This window comes from Microcoleus sp. Pol12B3, assembly GCF_036701355.1.
Classification (GTDB): domain Bacteria; phylum Cyanobacteriota; class Cyanobacteriia; order Cyanobacteriales; family Microcoleaceae; genus Microcoleus.
Genome location: NZ_JAUBQS010000020.1, coordinates 39487 through 55357, shown reverse-complemented (window position 1 = coordinate 55357; position 15871 = coordinate 39487). Strand labels below are relative to the sequence as shown.

Here is a 15871-nt window from a genome sequence, read left to right as displayed (position 1 = left end):
CGTGATTTCTAAATCCGAATCTCAGTTATTAATGAATGCGCTTTCTTTGCGGAACGCTATTGCTCATGGGTTTAAAACTACACAACTTGCGCAAAATTCTGTGTGCGAACTGATTTAGGTTACAGAGAAAATATTGAAAGATAATACGGCGGTTGTGTAAAGCAAAAAGGTTGGGTTTCCTTTTGTTAACCCAACCTATTAATAATGTAATGAAATCAAACTTCAGAGTTTAGCCTTGATTCACCACAGTCGGTTTTAAACTTTCCTGTGACTTCGATCGATCTAAACCATTTTGAACTTCCACAGATTCCTTAATCGGTTTCCGAGATTCAATTAAACTCAAAGCTTTGTTGACACTTTCAGGTAAAATCACTACCAAACTGCCGGCCGGCGCCTCATCTAAAGCCTTGTTAACGGCCGTTGTTTCGTCGAGAATCAACTCGTATTCAACTTGAGATTTGTTTGCGGTTCCTGCAGAAATTGCCTCTGCAATTCCCTGGCAAATTAACTGTGCCACAGCACCGGGTTCTCGCCCGCGCCTGTCAATATCTTCCTTGACAAGAATGCGATCGAACATCTCGGCCGAAAGTTTGCCCAGCGTGACAAAATCTTCATCTCGCCGGTCTCCGGGGGCCCCGACAACCCCGATCCGCAGTCCCTGCCAATTCAGCACGAAACTGCCCAAAGCTTTGTAGCTGTGGGGGTTGTGGGCGTAGTCGAGCAAAGCGTGATAGTTGCCCAATTTAAACAAATTCATCCGTCCGGGAGTTTGACCTACCGATGCTTGGAAGCTTGACAAAGCAGATCGAATATCTTCTATTTTCACTCCTTGGGCAAAAGCCGCCAAACAAGCTGCTAAAGCATTAGCAATCATAAACGGCGCGCGCCCGCCCATCGTCAGCGGCACGTTCACAGCCTGCTCAATTCTCAGCGTCCAATCGCCTTTCAATATCGACAAATACCCATTTTCGTAAATCGCTGCCAGCCCGCCTGCAGCGGTATGTTTGGCAACCAGTTCGTTGTCCGGGTTCATCGAAAAATATGCAATTTGAGCCTTGACACGCTGCGCCATTTGTGATACTAGCGGGTCGTCGGCATTTAAAACAGCATAGCCTTTGGGCATTACCGACTCGACGAGGACGCTCTTGAGTTTGGCCAATTGTTCCACGGTGTCGATGTCGCCAATTCCCAAGTGATCGGCCGCGACGTTCAAGACGACGCCGACATCGCACTGATCGAAGCCGAGGCCCGATCGCAAAATTCCGCCTCTAGCCGTTTCCAGCACCGCTACTTCTACCGTCGGGTCAGACAAAATCAATTGAGCACTCTGCGGCCCGGTATTGTCTCCGCTTTCGACCAAATAATCGCCGATGTAAGTGCCGTCGGTAGTCGTGTACCCGGTAATCTGACCGGTCTGCTTGACAATGTGGGCAAGCAGGCGAGTGGTTGTAGTTTTGCCGTTGGTTCCCGTTACCGCTAAAATTGGCACCCGGCTGGGTTGAGGCGAGGGGAAAAGCATATCGAAGACAGCGCCGGCGACGTTGCGGGGCAAACCCTGACTCGGGGCGACGTGCATTCTGAAACCCGGTGCTGCGTTGACTTCGACGATGACGCCGTTGACATCGCGCAGCGGTTGGGAGATGTCGGGAGTTACTACGTCAATGCCGGCGATGTCCAAACCGATAATTTTGGCGACTCTAGAAAACAGCCAGACGTTTTCCGGGTGGATTTCGTCGGTGCGATCGACTGCAATTCCACCGGTACTCAAGTTTGCTGTCGCGCGCAAAAATACTCTTTCGCCGGCAGGCACTACGGAGTCCATCGCGTATCCTTGTTTTTGCAGCAAATCCAGGGACAATTTGTCGATCGTGATCCGGGTGAGTACGTTGTCGTGTCCGTCTCCTCGCTGCGGGTCGCGGTTTACTTCTTCAATAAGCTGTTCTACTGTAGACCTGCCGTTGCCTACGACGTTAGCCGGGACTCGTTCTGCGACTGCTATTACTTGCCCGTTGACTACCAATACTCTGTGGTCGCGGCCGACGTAATAGCGCTCGACTATCACACTTTTTGTTTTTGATGCCGCGCTGGCTAAGTCGTAGGCTTCTTCTGCTGCTTCCCAGGAATTGATGTCGATCGTAATGCCGCGGCCGTGGTTGCCGTCTAGGGGTTTGAGGACGATCGGATAACCGCCGACATCTTCGATCGCCCCGCGCAGTTCATCCAAATAATGAATCACCGTCCCTCTGGGAACCGGCACGCCGGCGCTGGCGAGGATATTTTTGGTACCTTCCTTGTCACAGGCAAGTTCTACCCCCAAAACTCCCGTCCGGTTGCTCAGAGTTGCCTGAATCCGCTTTTGGTGAACCCCGTAGCCAAGTTGAATCATAAACCGGGCGCTCAAAGGTATCCAAGGAATGCCGCGCGCTTCTGCTTCCTTAATCAGTGTTTCCGTGCTCGGCCCCAGGGCCGCCGACGCAGCAAACTCTCTCAGGTCTCTCAAATCTTGAACTAATTCTGCTGCTGGATAAGTGCCTGTCTCGGCAATGCTTTGGCACATCCGCACGCCTGCCCGGGCTGCATAGCGACCGGCTTGTTCGTGTTGATACTCGATTACTACTTGGTAAATGCCTGGGGTCGCAGTCTCGCGGGTGCGACCGAACCCGACCGGCATTCCTGCCATTTCCTGAAGTTCTAGGGCCACGTGTTCGATTACGTGTCCCATCATTGTTCCTTCTCTGACTCTTTGCAGGAATCCTCCCTGATGGCCTGGAGAACAGTGATGGTCGTTCAAACTCGGAAGTGCGGCGATCAACCCTTCATAGAAGCCAGGAATTTCCGAGGTGTTTTTATCTGCCCACTCCTCTAAATCCAGACGCATCAGGACGAGTTTCTGGCGTCGGATGCTCCAGTAGTTGGGGCCGCGTAAGGTCTGGATTTTAAGTATTTTCATGGCATTTAGAGGGGTATGGGGCGCGAAATCTTATAGATAATTGGAGCATTTATTCAATTTCGATCTAGATTGCTCGATCGACTGTTCGCTACGAACAGTTTGGGAGTGAATTTCCAGTTATGAGCTACCCAATTGAAAATTCATGCCCCTACGATCTGCTAAAAACAAGTACAGATCCATGGCTAGCAAAAACTCAAAGCCCGAAGTTAGAATTTTCTGTGATTCTGCCTCCTGGGGTCAGCCCGTGGCTGGTTCGGAATCTATTCTATTGTTGTATCCATGATTCGGCCGGAATGCCGCCTAATTTCTGCCGAATCAATGACAAGAGATGTTCTACGTTAGTTGGCTGTGCGGCATTCGGGGGGCCAGCCAGACTCGGAACAGGCTCCCGATGGCATTGGTTTGCCGAGGGGCATATTGTAGCAATCTCCATGACACAGAACGTGCAAGCGCATATTGAACAGACTTAAGGGTTCTGTCGCTCCTACCATAGACTCATTGGTATAAAAATTTTCCCTAGAATCAACGATAGTCACAGTGCCTTTACCGAGAATTTTCATAGTATCGTCTCCCTCAAACAACGCGCAGGTGTCTTCGTCAATACCAATAGCGAGGCGATCGGGATGGCTTGCCACCGCCGACAGCAAGCGAGCCATGCGGTTGCGATTGTGAAAATGCTGGTCTACGATGATCTCAGGAATAATGTTAAGTCCGTTTGCCATATCTACTAAAGAGCGGTTCGGTGACGCGCCACTTCCGCCGCCTGCAATCATGTGATATCCCATCACCGCAGCACCCGCGCTGGTACCGGCGAGGGTAATCTTGCCTTCTATAGTTTCTTTGCGAATTTTCTCCATCAGCGGGGTGTCCGCCAGCAGCCCGCAGAGCCTCAGTTGGTCGCCGCCTGTGATGAATACGCCCGTACAATCTTCTAAGTAATCTTTCCAGACGGGGTTTTCGGCTTGTTCGCGTTCGCGGATGTCCACTACTTTGACTGCGCTAACACCCATTTCCTCAAATATGGTGCGGTAGCGGTTGCTAATTCCTTCGGGATCTCTCGAGGCGCAGGGAACGATCGCCAGCCGAGCGTTTGCACCCCCAGCACGGCAAAAAAAGGTGTTCAAAATCTCTCGCCCGTGAACTTTGTCTTCGGCTCCCCCGATGACCATAATCGAGGTTTTCGTGCGCTGGGGAATATTATGTTCAAGGGCTTGAGATGTCAACTGCTGCATGGTGTGTCTTCCTCTGTTGGATGTGAAATTCAATTTTGCCGTTGCTGTGGGTACAATAGGGCTTTTTAAGAATAAATTTTTGTTGGTGCGAGTGAGGTGCGATCGCCGATCGCGCGATCCCGCAGTGGTTTGGCGGCGAGTTTGCTTGCAGTCGCTGTCATGAAAAACTTATTTATTGTTGTACAAAACGGGCCCGCCGACAAAGGAAGAGAATTTAACTTGCAAAAATTTTCAGAAATTATAAGAAATTATAAAGAATAAAGCAATTACTGAAAACTGAACTCCCCCTAAGGGTCAAACTAGAGGTGATGTATCAATAAAATTCCAATAATTGTGCGCTTTGACGTAGTTACCTTATTTCCAGAATTTTTCCGGGCTCCCCTAGAGTCGGGACTGATGGGCAAAGCCTTAGCTAAAAAGATTGCTGAGGTGAATTTTGTCAATCCCCGCGATTTTACCACAGACAAACACCAGCGAGTCGATGACGAGCCTTACGGGGGCGGAGTGGGGATGCTGATGAAGCCGGAACCGATTTTTGCTGCGGTGGAGTCGCTGCCGGTTTTGCCGCGGCGGGAGGTGATTTTGCTGACTCCCCAGGGGGAACCGATGCAGCAGGGGATGTTTCGGGAGTTGGCGGTCGATCGCGATCAGTTGGTGTTGATTTGCGGTCATTATGAAGGTGTGGACGATCGAGTGCTGCATTTAGTCACTCGCGAGGTATCTTTGGGGGATTTTGTACTCACGGGGGGTGAAATTCCGGCTTTGGCTTTGATAAATGGGGTTTTGCGATTGCTGCGGGGAACTGTTGCCAAGGAAGATTCCCTAAAGTTTGAGAGTTTTGAGGACGGACTTTTGGATTATCCCCAGTACACTCGACCGGCGGATTTTCGGGGATTGAAGGTGCCCGACGTGTTGCTGTCTGGTAATCACGCAGAAATTGCTCGCTGGCGCAGGGAACAGCAAATTGAAAGAACTAGATCGCGCCGATCGGATTTGTACGATCGGTGGTTGCAGGAGAGGGAAGAATAAGGTTTGAGGAGGTAGCCGTTATTAGTTGGATCTTCAGGGATGATTAGCACTTTAAAGCTAATAGAACTCCCCAGGCAGCACTAACTTACTGTTTTGCTTATTGAAGCTTTCAAGCCTTCAGCAGCTAAAAGATGTCTTAGTCGATCGGTCTCACATTTAGTTCCGACAAAAACAGAACCAGGCATCTTCTTTTTTAACTTCATCGCTTCAGCTAATGACAATTCCATAGCCTGACGCAGGATTTTTGTTACAACTGTTGCGCCTTGTTTTTTTTCCAATACAATCAAGTTCCAAGTCCCTTCTTTTGCTAAAATCTCTTTTGTCATTTTGTTAGGTATAGTATCAGTATTATCTAACTCGATTGCCTCCCCGCAATAAGGACAACTATAAGATAGATGCCAGACAACTTTTTTGTCGAAGACAGACTGACCAACCGACATTTATATGTCTTTGCTACAATTACCGCAAAGTCCGTAAATCAAGACCATTATTTTTCAGCTATCTCCTCACAAATATGAAATAATTGTTTTTTGCTATACTTCCCAAACCTCAATTTTACATGAACATCCGCATCGGCAACGGCTACGACATTCACTGCTTAGTCCCAGAACGCCCCCTCATCCTCGGCGGCGTCCACATTCCTCACGAATTAGGATTGCTCGGTCACAGCGACGCAGACGTGCTCACTCATGCGATTATGGACGCGATGCTCGGAGCTCTCAGCTTAGGAGATATCGGTCTGTATTTCCCGCCGGCTGACTCGAAATGGAAAGGTGCTGATAGTCTCGTATTGCTGGCACAAGTCAATCAGTTAATATTAGATAAAGGCTGGGAAATCGGGAATATTGATTCGGTGGTGGTGGCAGAACGTCCAAAGCTGAAACCGCATATTGAGCAAATGCGCGATCGGCTTTCTTCCGTCCTACAATTAAAACCCGACCAAATCGGCATCAAAGCTACTACAAACGAAAAGTTAGGGCCGGTGGGGAGAGAAGAAGGAATCGCGGCCTATGCTGTAGTTTTGTTAGTGCTAAAATAGAACTTTAATCTACGTTTTAGGAAGGCCAAAACCATGCAAACTGAAACCTTGGATTTAGAGTTACCCATAGACGCAGATATTATCGCATTGGATAAGGACGATCGCATAGTCGCGCTAATCGAGGTCAAAATTATTCAAGCTCAAGAAACAGCAGCAAAAAAGCAGAGGATTGCTGATTACATGATTTCTTGGATGAAAGCTGCGTTAGCTAAGATGTCGGAACAACGCACAGTCATTCCCTATGCTATGTTGGTTGACACCGAACAAATTCGGATTTTCCAATGGGACGGCGTGAATTTATCTGAACCTGTTTGCTCTCTAAACACGGGTGAAATACTTCGTTATTATCAGCCTGACTTTGGTAGCAAAGGGATATTTGGACATACGATTGAAACGCTGGTAGAAGCGTGGCTGCATGACTTGGTTTATCACTGGAATTCAGAAATTCCCCCAGCGTCTGAACAGATAGCAGCAATCGGTTTGCTGCCGCTGCTAGCAGGTGGAACAACAAAATCCGGAGTGAAATTAGGTGGCAATTCTATATATCGAGACCAATTTTTTGATGAGTATTGCTACAGGGCGCGAGGCTGAAGCAATTATGTTGCTGCGGGATTTATCATCATCAGTTCAGTTGGTTATACCCAGCATTTGTTATATGGAGTCTCTATCGGCTTTAGAGGACGACTTGAAGCGACAAAAGTATTTTAAGGAACAGCTAGGGCGTCAAATCAGTGAAACAAAGCGAGATGTGAGATCTGAACAGGTCGCATCTCTATCTTTGCACCTAGAACAGTCATTGATTTACTATAGCAATCGAATAGATAAAATTCAATTTCGATTGCGTGAAGCAATTTATATGCTGTCGCAAAATGCAGAAATGATTGTATTAAATACAGAGATTATCGAAGCCAGCTTAAACACAACTATCATCGAAAAAGACCCAACAGACAATTTGATTTTACACTATATCTTGAGTCATGCCCGCTTGCACCCCACAGAAACCAAAGCATTTCTAAGTGGCAACGTCAAAGAATTGCGCAAACTACCAGAAGTTCAATATGCTTTGGAGGAAGTAGGGATAACCAAGTATTTTTCACGCACTGAAGACTTTCTCGGTTGGTTACAATCTCAGTCATAGTTGCACGCAGGTGGTAAACTAAAAAATTATGAAAATTTCTATGATGTTACATTCAAGACTGCGCTGGCTGGCGATTTTACTTGTGGCAATTGCCACTATAACTCTGTCTGCGTGCACTCCAGCCCGATCGACGAACTTAGCAAACAGACTCATCGTTCCTACCCCCAGCGGCCCAGCTACCTTTAACTACCCGCTAAATCAATCTGCATACAGCGTCTTTGGCTATATGTACGAGGGATTGATCAACGAAAACGGCTTGACATCGGAGCTAGAACCCGGTTTAGCCGAGTCGTGGGAAGTTTCTAAAGATGGCAAAAAGATTGTCTTCACCCTGCGAGAGGGGTTGAAATGGTCGGACGGCGAACCGATGACTACTGATGACATTATCTTTAGCTATGAAAAGATTTATTTCAATGACAAAATCCCTAGCGGTTTGAAAGATACTCTGAGGGTTGGCATGAGTCGCCAATTCCCAACAGTTAAAAAAATAGACAGCCGCCGTGTTGAATTTTCCGTTGCAGAACCCTTTGCTCCATTTATTAGATATGCTGGGGGAATCCCAATTTTACCAGCTCATATTTTACAGGAAGCTGTCGAAAATACAGATGCCGACGGCAAACCTAAATTCCTGACTACTTGGGGGACGGATACTGACCCTAAAAAAATTGTGGGGAATGGTCAATATCGAATGCTGAGCTACACTCCCAATCAGCGCGTGGTTTTGGAAAGAAATCCGTATTTTTGGCGCAAAGATGCTGAGGGAAATGTCCAGCCTTACATCCAGCAAATTGTTTGGCAAATTATCGAAAATACTGATAATCAACTGCTGAATTTTCGATCGGGCGATTTGGATACTCTAAACGTGGAGCCGGAAGTGTTTCCCCTACTGAAACGGGAGGAAAAACGCGGCAAATATACGGTCTTCAACGGCGGCCCGGATACAGGCAGCGTGTTTATGTGTTTCAATCTGAATAAGGGGCGCAATGCTCAAAATCAGCCGTTTGTAGACCCGGTTAAGTCTCGCTGGTTCGCGAGTAAAGAATTTCGGCAGGCGATCGCCTACGGCATCAACCGCGAGGCGATGACTAACAATATTTATCGCGGACTTGGCGCGCCGCTGCATTCCCCAATCCCGGCGCAAAGTCCGTTCTACCTGTCCCCAGAACAGGGATTGAAAACTTATAGTTACGATTTGGAAAAAGCCAAAGAGTTGCTGTTAAGTGCTGGTTTCAAATATAACAGTGAGGGACAATTATTGGATGCAGATAGCAACAAAGTGCGATTTACTTTGTTGATGGCTGCGGGCAAAAAAGTTCGGGAACAAATGGGAACACAGATTAAGCAAGATTTAGGCAAACTGGGGATGCAAATTGATACGCAGTTCCTGAGTTTTAACACTTATGTGGAAAAACTGCGATTGACGCGGAATTGGGATACTTACCTCGGTGGTTTTACGGGAGGTACTGAACCGCACAGCGGCTACAATATTTGGTCAGTCAATGGAACTTTGCACAGTTTCAACCAGGGTCCGCAATCCGGAGAACCCCCGATTAAGGGTTGGAAAGTTGATGACTGGGAGCAGAAAATCGATGACCTTTACGTGAAAGCTTCCCAGGAGCTGGATGAGGCGAAGCGCAAGGAGCTTTATGGAGAAACGCAGCGGATTATAGCAGAACAAGTGCCTTTTCTTTATATGGTGAATCCGCTGACTTTTGAGGCGGTACGCGATCGCGTTTCGGGAATTCGCTACAGTGCCCTGGGCGGTGCTTTCTGGAATTTGTACGAGCTGAAAATTGCAGAATAGTCAGTTATTATTGGTTATTTGTTAGTTGTTATTGGTTATTTTTTACTAATGATAACGGACAACTGACAACTGACAACTGACAACGGATAACGGACAACTGACAACTGACTAATATTTATGGAACCTGACATTTTACAGAAGTTACTCGAATCAGTTGCCGCAGGCGATATTAGCCCGATCGCAGCTTTGGATAAATTAAAGCATTTTGACTTTGAACAAGTCGGCGATTTTGCCAAAATTGACCACCACCGTACTTTAAGAACTGGTTTTCCTGAAGTAATTTGGGGACCGGGGAAAACGCCCGACCAAATTGTTGAGATTATCGAGGCGATGCGCGGGCGAAATTATGCGGTGATGGCGACACGAATCGAACCGAAAGTTTTCGAGCAATTGCAACAAAAAATACCAGATTTGTGCTACTACCAAAAGGCTCGAATTTGTGCAATTTCTCCTAATTCCCCAACTCCGCAGCATTCGGGTACTGTGACTATTATCAGTGCGGGAACGGCGGATTTGCCTGTAGCGGAAGAGGCGGCAATTACTGCGGAACTTTGCGGTTTTCAGGTGCGACGTTTGTGGGATGTCGGAGTTGCCGGCATTCACCGCTTGCTGAGCAACCGGCACGTGATTGCCGGTGCTGATGTGTTGATTGCGGTTGCGGGTATGGAAGGCGCTTTGGCGAGTGTGGTTGCGGGTTTGGCAGATTGTCCTGTGATTGCTGTGCCGACAAGTGTGGGTTACGGCGCGAGTTTTGGCGGGATTGCTCCTCTTTTAACTATGCTCAATTCTTGTGCGGCTGGTGTGGGTGTGGTGAATATTGATAATGGGTTTGGGGCGGCGATTTTGGCTTGTCAAATTCTGAGAACTGCTGGCAGAGTGGGGAGAATCAAAGAGGGGGAGAATGGGAGAGAGGGGGAATAGTTACAAACCCCCTCGATTAGATAAGACTAAAGCCAACTATCACACGACGATCGATTTTTAGGGTGCATCTTGCACCATTCTCAACAACAGGCTTTCCGGCCTGTTACACAAAGAGTGAGTTTTCTTGTGGGGTGGGCATCCTGCCCGCTAAAAAACCTCATTGAAAATGGTGCAACATCTCAGGTGCGTCAGACTCCGTTATTGAAAGATTATTGAAGATTACGGGTAGTAGAGCACCTTACTATCTATGCCAGTGGCGTCCAGGACTGCCAGACTCGGCGGTTGAAACCGCGTTTACACTTCCCTCTCGTCCCAGCAGAGGGCGACTAAAAATACAGGAGGTATTATTGCCGGATTTGATATTACTTGCTGCCCAGCCAAATCGGATAAGCAGAAGAATCCTCAGCTTTTAACTTTTGCGCCTGATAACTCTTGCTAGTCCAACTAGCTACTGTTTGCAGGCTTTCTGTCAAACAACTTTCACTGCCAAACGCTTCAAATCCCAAAGTCCACCACGCGCTGCCGTTAATGTTCAACTGAGTAAGTTCCACGGTGCAACCTTGGGGAATTGGGGCTTCCACAGGCACAGACATCAGGGAACCAGGGGTCGAAACTTGATAAAGACGCTGCGCTCGCTTTTTCTTGACTGCCACCCACTTTCCTGTCGCCACAATATCCGCTGGTATCGGCGCTATCGTGTCCGCACAAACCCACTTCAGCCACTTTTCGGCTTTGCCTTCCCAGCGGTTGCCGAACTGCATCGTCCCCAACTCTCCCTGACGCCACTTTACCTCCAAGGTTTTCCCACGCAGCTTCACTCCCAAGTAGTCGCAGCTTGGTACTAGCAAATATATGTCTTCCCGCTCTTCAGGAGGCGAAAGATACCCGCCGAGACTCTCGCTTCCAAACCATTGATTGATCGATTTTGGCAGTGCACCGCTATAAAACCACCGCATTTCCAGACTGGCCCGCATAAATTTTTCCTCCGTTCCACAATTTTCGTCAAACCCAGACTGGATTTGCCATACACCATCGACTTTTGTGCCTCTCCACTCTATCCTCCCCCCTCCGGGGCCCAGAGTCTACCCACAGTCCTACCATTTTAGATTTTAGATTTTAGATTTTAGATTGGGGAAAGACTTACTCTATAAGGGTTTAGAGCTTGCCTGCAGTTGCATTTTTTTACTGGTGTCAGATCGAGGTCTTTAAAAAAAATTTCTCACAATCCTTTACATATCTTCACAAGTCTGTTACATTTATTTACAGTACACTAAAAACCATTTAGGAAAAAAACATGAGTAACAGAGGCTTAATGCTGGACGACCAAGGCAAAATGAACAATTTTGCGATCGAGCCGCAAGTATACGTCGATGACGAACCCCGCACTGGCTTTACCCCCTACGCAGAACGCTTAAACGGCCGCCTAGCCATGATTGGCTTTGTTTCTCTCTTGGCTTTAGAAGTTTCGACCAAGCACGGGCTGATTAGCTGGCTGACTCACCTGTAATGATTTTGTTAACAATTAAACTATATGGCTATGGATCGCTGGCGGTACACAAACAGCGATCCATAGCTTAACTATTTTGAGGGGCAAGGTTTGATGAGACAATTAAAATTAAATATTTTTGTTTTACCCTACTTGTAAAAAGAATGCTCAAACGAATTGCGGCAATACTTCTGGTGGTTCTAAGCCTCACCTTGACAGGTTGTGTGTCTAAAGTCACCGGACTCAAAAGCTACGTTGATACTGGCGACGGCTATCAATTTCTCTATCCTAACGGCTGGCTGCCGATCGCGGTTTCTAACGGGCCCGATGTGGTCTTCCGCGATTTGATTCAGCAAACCGAGAACGTCAGCGTGGTAATCAGTCCAGTCGCGGGGGGCAAAACTCTGGCGGATTTGGGAACGCCGACGGATGTGGGATACAAGCTCAGCAAAAGTGCCATCGCCCCGAGTGATTCCGGCCGCGAAGCTGAATTAGTCAATGCAGAAGCTCGTGAATCGCGATCGAAAAACTATTACATTTTAGAATACGCCGTTAAGTTACCAAACCAAGAACGGCACAACTTAGCGAGTGTAGCCGTCAGCCGCGGCAAACTTTTTACGCTTAACGTTTCCACTACCGAAGAACGCTGGCCCAAAGTAAAAGAAGCTTTTGAGAAAGTTGTTAAATCTTTCTCTGTTTATTAGTAGGTTAAAAAGTAATTGGGAATGGGGAATGAGGCATGGGCATTGGGGATGGGGAATAGTTTCTTTTTCTTCCTTCTTACCTTTTCTTTCTTCCTTCTTCCTTCTTCCTTCTTCCTTCTTCCTTCTTAACTTATTATGAAAATTCCAACTTTTGTATTAGCTTCAGCTTCTCCAGCACGCCGTCGCCTCCTAGAAAATGCTGGCATTCAAGCTGTGATTTGCCCCAGCGACTTTGATGAAGGGCAAATACAAATGAGGGATGCCACTAATTTAGTGCAGGTTTTAGCAGAGGGAAAAGCTGAGGCTGTAGCTAAGTTTTTACTGGCTAATTCTCACGCGCAAATCCCCAATCCCAAATCTTGTTTGGTGTTGGGATGCGATTCAATTTTGCTCATAGATGGCGAAATTCACGGCAAACCCAAGGATGCGGAAGAAGCAATCTCGCGCTGGCAGAAAATGCGCGGTAAGGTGGGCGAACTCTATACGGGTCATGCTTTAATTGATACTAGATTCGATGACTTTGGTGAGGCTAGGTCGCGATCGGTCATTCGCTGCCAAGTTACAAAAGTTCATTTTGCGGAAGTTACCTCGCGCCAAATAGCGGCTTACGTCGCTACCGGAGAACCCTTAGCCTGTGCAGGGTGTTTTGCACTCGAAGGTAAAGGCGGCTTTTTTGTGGAACAAATCGAAGGATGTCACACAAATGTGATTGGTTTGAGCTTACCTCTACTGCGGCAAATGCTCACCGAAATGGGATATGATGTGGCGGATTTCTGGCAACCTTAAAGTTTGGTGGACAGGGGACAATTTACATGGCCCATAATCTCAGAAATCGGGAGGCACAGCAACAGTGAAATGCGTTCCCAGGCATCGCCTAGGAAGAGTATGAATTTTGCCTTTCCTCTTGTGGAATGGCCGTTTCGCCCGTCCGTGCTATGCAAATTAGCCTTGCCCACCAGTTGGTAATTATCCTAGAGCGATCGCCCCCTCCGATACAGATATAAACTGAAGTTGATCCGGCGAAACCTCCTTCACCAAACCCAAGATATTGCCGGTGCTAGCTTCTCTAATCACCGTCGCCTTAGTATTCAACAGTCTAAACTCCAGAGTTTGAGGGGTTCCCGGAGGATAAGGCCCGCTAGTGTCGTAAGCTCTGGCATCACCAATTGTTAAAAACCTTTCGCTCAAAGCAATATCATTTCGCGTCAATCCTCCCGCCAATCCAATTACATCACCTTCAGCCGGATTGTAATCGAGAATAAAATCTGCAGGCACTTCATCTACATCAAAATTTCCACTAGGAGGCGGTTGAAGCGAACCAATTTCCCCCGAAGTTGCTCCCACTTCTGTGCGGAGAACAAACAAATCTGCGCCTTCACTTCCCCAAAGTCTATCAATTCCAGCATCACCGATTAGAGTATCGTTTCCACTCTCTCCTACTACAGCATCATTCCCTTTTCCGCCCCGAATAAAGTCATTGGCCGTGCCTCCATAAACGTAGTCATCACCTTGATCTCCGCTGACAAAATCGCTGGCACATTCTCCATAAAGAATGTCAAAATCTTGGCCGCCGCGAATAGTATCGCTGCCGCAACCTCCGATTAAAGTATCTGTGCCACTGTTACCGTTCATCAGTTCCGCACCACCTGAACCTCTGACAAAATCGTTGCCAGCTAAGGCCCGCAAACCTCCGGGAGTATTCCGCAGAATTCCATTTGCTAATTGAAATACGTCGTCAGTGGGAGTTAAGTCAAAAAAGTTGGGGTCGCTGGCTGGATTTGGCAATGGCCCTGTGAGTAATTTGGTGTTTGGGGGATCAGCAATAATTGGGTCTGAATTTTCAGCTAATGCTCTAATTTCTCCGAGATTTGTTTCTAACATCCTAGTTTTCTCCTTTTTTGATTGACTTGGTTGACATTCTGACTTTAACAAAGGTTCCAATTAAGAAATCTGCGGGAATCTGGGGTTAAAACAATCAAATTACTGTCAAACTTGCCGGAGGTCTTTATTCAACAAGCCTAGGTTATTGACACCAATCTGCTCGTCCAAATCCGCAAATATTTTGAACTGTGTACCAATAATTCTGGGGATCGCGTACTCTATTACCCGTCAGCAGTCAGCGTGGGAAAACCCAGAGACTGCTAATTGTCATGAAACCTTGAGTTAAGTCGGGAATAATTAATATGCTAGACACTGCGATCGAATCTATTCAAGCCAGAGAAATCCTCGACTCCCGCGGCCGCCCCACCATTGAAGCTGAAGTTTACCTAGCCAACGGTGTTGTGGGGCTCGCCCAAGTCCCCAGCGGCGCCTCTACAGGCTCTTTTGAAGCCCACGAACTCCGCGACGACGACAAAAGCCGTTACGGCGGTAAAGGCGTCCTGAAAGCCGTCTCTAACGTCGAGCACAAAATTGCCCCCGCTTTGGCTAATCTCGATGCGATCGACCAAGCACTCGTAGACAAAACCATGATTGACTTGGACGGTTCCCCTAACAAATCCCACCTCGGCGCAAATGCCATTCTCGGAGTCTCCTTAGCCACAGCAAAGGCGGCCGCCGAAACTTTAGGACTCCCCCTTTACCGCTACTTGGGCGGCCCCTTAGCTAACGTTTTACCCGTGCCTTTGATGAACGTGATCAACGGGGGATCTCACGCTAACAATAATGTCGACATTCAAGAATTTATGATTGTCCCTGTGGGTGCGCCTTCTTTTAAAGAAGCTTTACGCTGGGGTGCAGAGGTATTTGAATCCTTGAGTAAAGTCTTAAAAGCTGAGGGTTTGCTGACTGGTGTGGGTGATGAAGGCGGTTTTGCGCCTAATCTGAAATCCAATCAAGCAGCTTTGGATTTGTTGATTGCAGCTATTGAAAAAGCTGGCTACAAACCGGGTGAACAAGTTGCTTTGGCTTTGGATGTTGCTGCTAGCGAATTTTACAAAGATGGGCAGTACACTTACGACGGTGTGGCTCATTCGCCGGCAGAATTAATCGATTATTTGGATGGTTTGGTGAGTCAATATCCGATTATTTCGATTGAAGATGGTTTGCACGAAGACGATTGGGACAGTTGGGTAGCGCTGACGCAGAAAATGGGCAGCAAAGTTCAGTTGGTAGGTGACGATTTGTTTGTTACTAATCGCACGCGGCTGCAAAAAGGAATTGATTTGAAAGCTAGCAATTCGATTTTGATTAAGCTGAATCAAATTGGTTCTTTGACAGAGACTTTGGATACGATCGACCTGGGCAAGCGGAACAGCTATCGAGCAGTCATCAGCCACCGTTCCGGTGAAACTGAAGATACCACAATTGCCGATTTAGCGGTAGCGACTCGCGCCGGTCAAATCAAGACTGGTTCTTTGTGTCGCAGCGAACGAGTTGCCAAATATAACCGTTTATTGCGGATTGAAGACCAATTGGGCGATCGGGCAATTTATGCTGGGTCGATCGGTTACGGACCTAAATAACACTTGGTAATTGGTAATTGGGAATGGGTAATTGGTAATCGGTAATCGGTTAGTTTTTAATTTTCATTACCAATGCCCAATGCCCAATGCCCAATGCCCAATTA

16 protein-coding genes are annotated in these 15871 nt (G+C 47.4%); 11 read left to right on the top strand and 5 right to left on the bottom strand.

Annotated features, from left to right (window positions below; all coding sequences use genetic code 11):
- Positions 1-229: 229 nt before the first annotated feature.
- Positions 230-2950, bottom strand: a complete 2721-nt coding sequence (gene cphA / locus QUA53_RS12540; protein WP_333097649.1) for a cyanophycin synthetase — start codon at positions 2948-2950, stop codon at positions 230-232.
- Between the two features lie 338 nt (positions 2951-3288).
- A complete protein-coding gene (locus QUA53_RS12535) occupies positions 3289-4182 on the bottom strand; it encodes a cyanophycinase (RefSeq protein ID WP_333097650.1) in 894 nt (297 codons plus the stop codon).
- Between QUA53_RS12535 and QUA53_RS12530 the strand changes: the two genes are divergently transcribed.
- Positions 4181-4345: a hypothetical protein gene (locus QUA53_RS12530; RefSeq protein ID WP_333248870.1), complete on the top strand. Its 165-nt coding sequence runs from the start codon at positions 4181-4183 to the stop codon at positions 4343-4345. The genes QUA53_RS12535 and QUA53_RS12530 overlap by 2 nt on opposite strands.
- Positions 4346-4515: 170 nt before the next feature.
- The gene (gene trmD / locus QUA53_RS12525) at positions 4516-5211 is read left to right on the top strand and encodes a tRNA (guanosine(37)-N1)-methyltransferase TrmD (RefSeq protein ID WP_333097652.1); all 696 of its coding nucleotides are present in this window, start codon (positions 4516-4518) and stop codon (positions 5209-5211) included.
- 80 nt (positions 5212-5291) lie between these two features.
- Here the strand turns inward: trmD and QUA53_RS12520 are convergent, their stop codons facing one another.
- A complete protein-coding gene (locus QUA53_RS12520; protein ID WP_333097654.1) occupies positions 5292-5651 on the bottom strand; it encodes a hypothetical protein in 360 nt (119 codons plus the stop codon).
- A gap of 119 nt (positions 5652-5770) precedes the next feature.
- Between QUA53_RS12520 and ispF the strand changes: the two genes are divergently transcribed.
- From ispF to larB, 5 genes are all read left to right on the top strand, one after another.
- On the top strand, positions 5771-6250 hold the full coding sequence (gene ispF, locus QUA53_RS12515) for a 2-C-methyl-D-erythritol 2,4-cyclodiphosphate synthase (protein ID WP_333097656.1): 480 nt from the start codon (positions 5771-5773) through the stop codon (positions 6248-6250).
- Between the two features lie 33 nt (positions 6251-6283).
- The gene (locus tag QUA53_RS12510; RefSeq protein ID WP_333097657.1) at positions 6284-6841 is read left to right on the top strand and encodes a hypothetical protein; all 558 of its coding nucleotides are present in this window, start codon (positions 6284-6286) and stop codon (positions 6839-6841) included.
- Positions 6813-7388 carry a PIN domain-containing protein gene (locus QUA53_RS12505; protein ID WP_333097659.1) on the top strand — a complete coding sequence of 192 codons (576 nt, stop codon included), beginning with the start codon at positions 6813-6815 and terminating at the stop codon, positions 7386-7388. Before QUA53_RS12510 ends, QUA53_RS12505 begins: the two co-directional genes overlap by 29 nt.
- A gap of 40 nt (positions 7389-7428) precedes the next feature.
- Positions 7429-9192, top strand: coding sequence for an ABC transporter substrate-binding protein (locus QUA53_RS12500; protein WP_333097719.1), 1764 nt, complete (start codon positions 7429-7431; stop codon positions 9190-9192).
- 117 nt (positions 9193-9309) lie between these two features.
- A complete protein-coding gene (larB, locus tag QUA53_RS12495; RefSeq protein WP_333097661.1) occupies positions 9310-10113 on the top strand; it encodes a nickel pincer cofactor biosynthesis protein LarB in 804 nt (267 codons plus the stop codon).
- Positions 10114-10475: 362 nt separating this feature from the next.
- On the opposite strand, the gene QUA53_RS12490 is transcribed toward larB, so the two are convergent.
- Positions 10476-11087 carry a hypothetical protein gene (locus tag QUA53_RS12490; protein ID WP_333097663.1) on the bottom strand — a complete coding sequence of 204 codons (612 nt, stop codon included), beginning with the start codon at positions 11085-11087 and terminating at the stop codon, positions 10476-10478.
- A gap of 320 nt (positions 11088-11407) precedes the next feature.
- Between QUA53_RS12490 and QUA53_RS12485 the strand changes: the two genes are divergently transcribed.
- From QUA53_RS12485 to QUA53_RS12475, 3 genes are all read left to right on the top strand, one after another.
- Entirely contained in the window at positions 11408-11620 is a 213-nt protein-coding gene (locus tag QUA53_RS12485) for a high light inducible protein (RefSeq protein ID WP_190659021.1), read from the top strand.
- A 143-nt stretch (positions 11621-11763) separates the two neighbouring features.
- Positions 11764-12303 (top strand): photosystem II reaction center PsbP, encoded by a 540-nt coding sequence (psbP, locus tag QUA53_RS12480; protein ID WP_333097664.1) that lies wholly within the window; start codon positions 11764-11766, stop codon positions 12301-12303.
- Between the two features lie 135 nt (positions 12304-12438).
- Positions 12439-13089 (top strand): nucleoside triphosphate pyrophosphatase, encoded by a 651-nt coding sequence (locus QUA53_RS12475; RefSeq protein WP_333097666.1) that lies wholly within the window; start codon positions 12439-12441, stop codon positions 13087-13089.
- A gap of 180 nt (positions 13090-13269) precedes the next feature.
- Here the strand turns inward: QUA53_RS12475 and QUA53_RS12470 are convergent, their stop codons facing one another.
- Positions 13270-14184 (bottom strand): calcium-binding protein, encoded by a 915-nt coding sequence (locus QUA53_RS12470; RefSeq protein ID WP_333097668.1) that lies wholly within the window; start codon positions 14182-14184, stop codon positions 13270-13272.
- A gap of 302 nt (positions 14185-14486) precedes the next feature.
- Between QUA53_RS12470 and eno the strand changes: the two genes are divergently transcribed.
- Positions 14487-15767 carry a phosphopyruvate hydratase gene (gene eno, locus QUA53_RS12465; RefSeq protein ID WP_445243280.1) on the top strand — a complete coding sequence of 427 codons (1281 nt, stop codon included), beginning with the start codon at positions 14487-14489 and terminating at the stop codon, positions 15765-15767.
- The last annotated feature ends 104 nt before the right edge of the window (positions 15768-15871 follow it).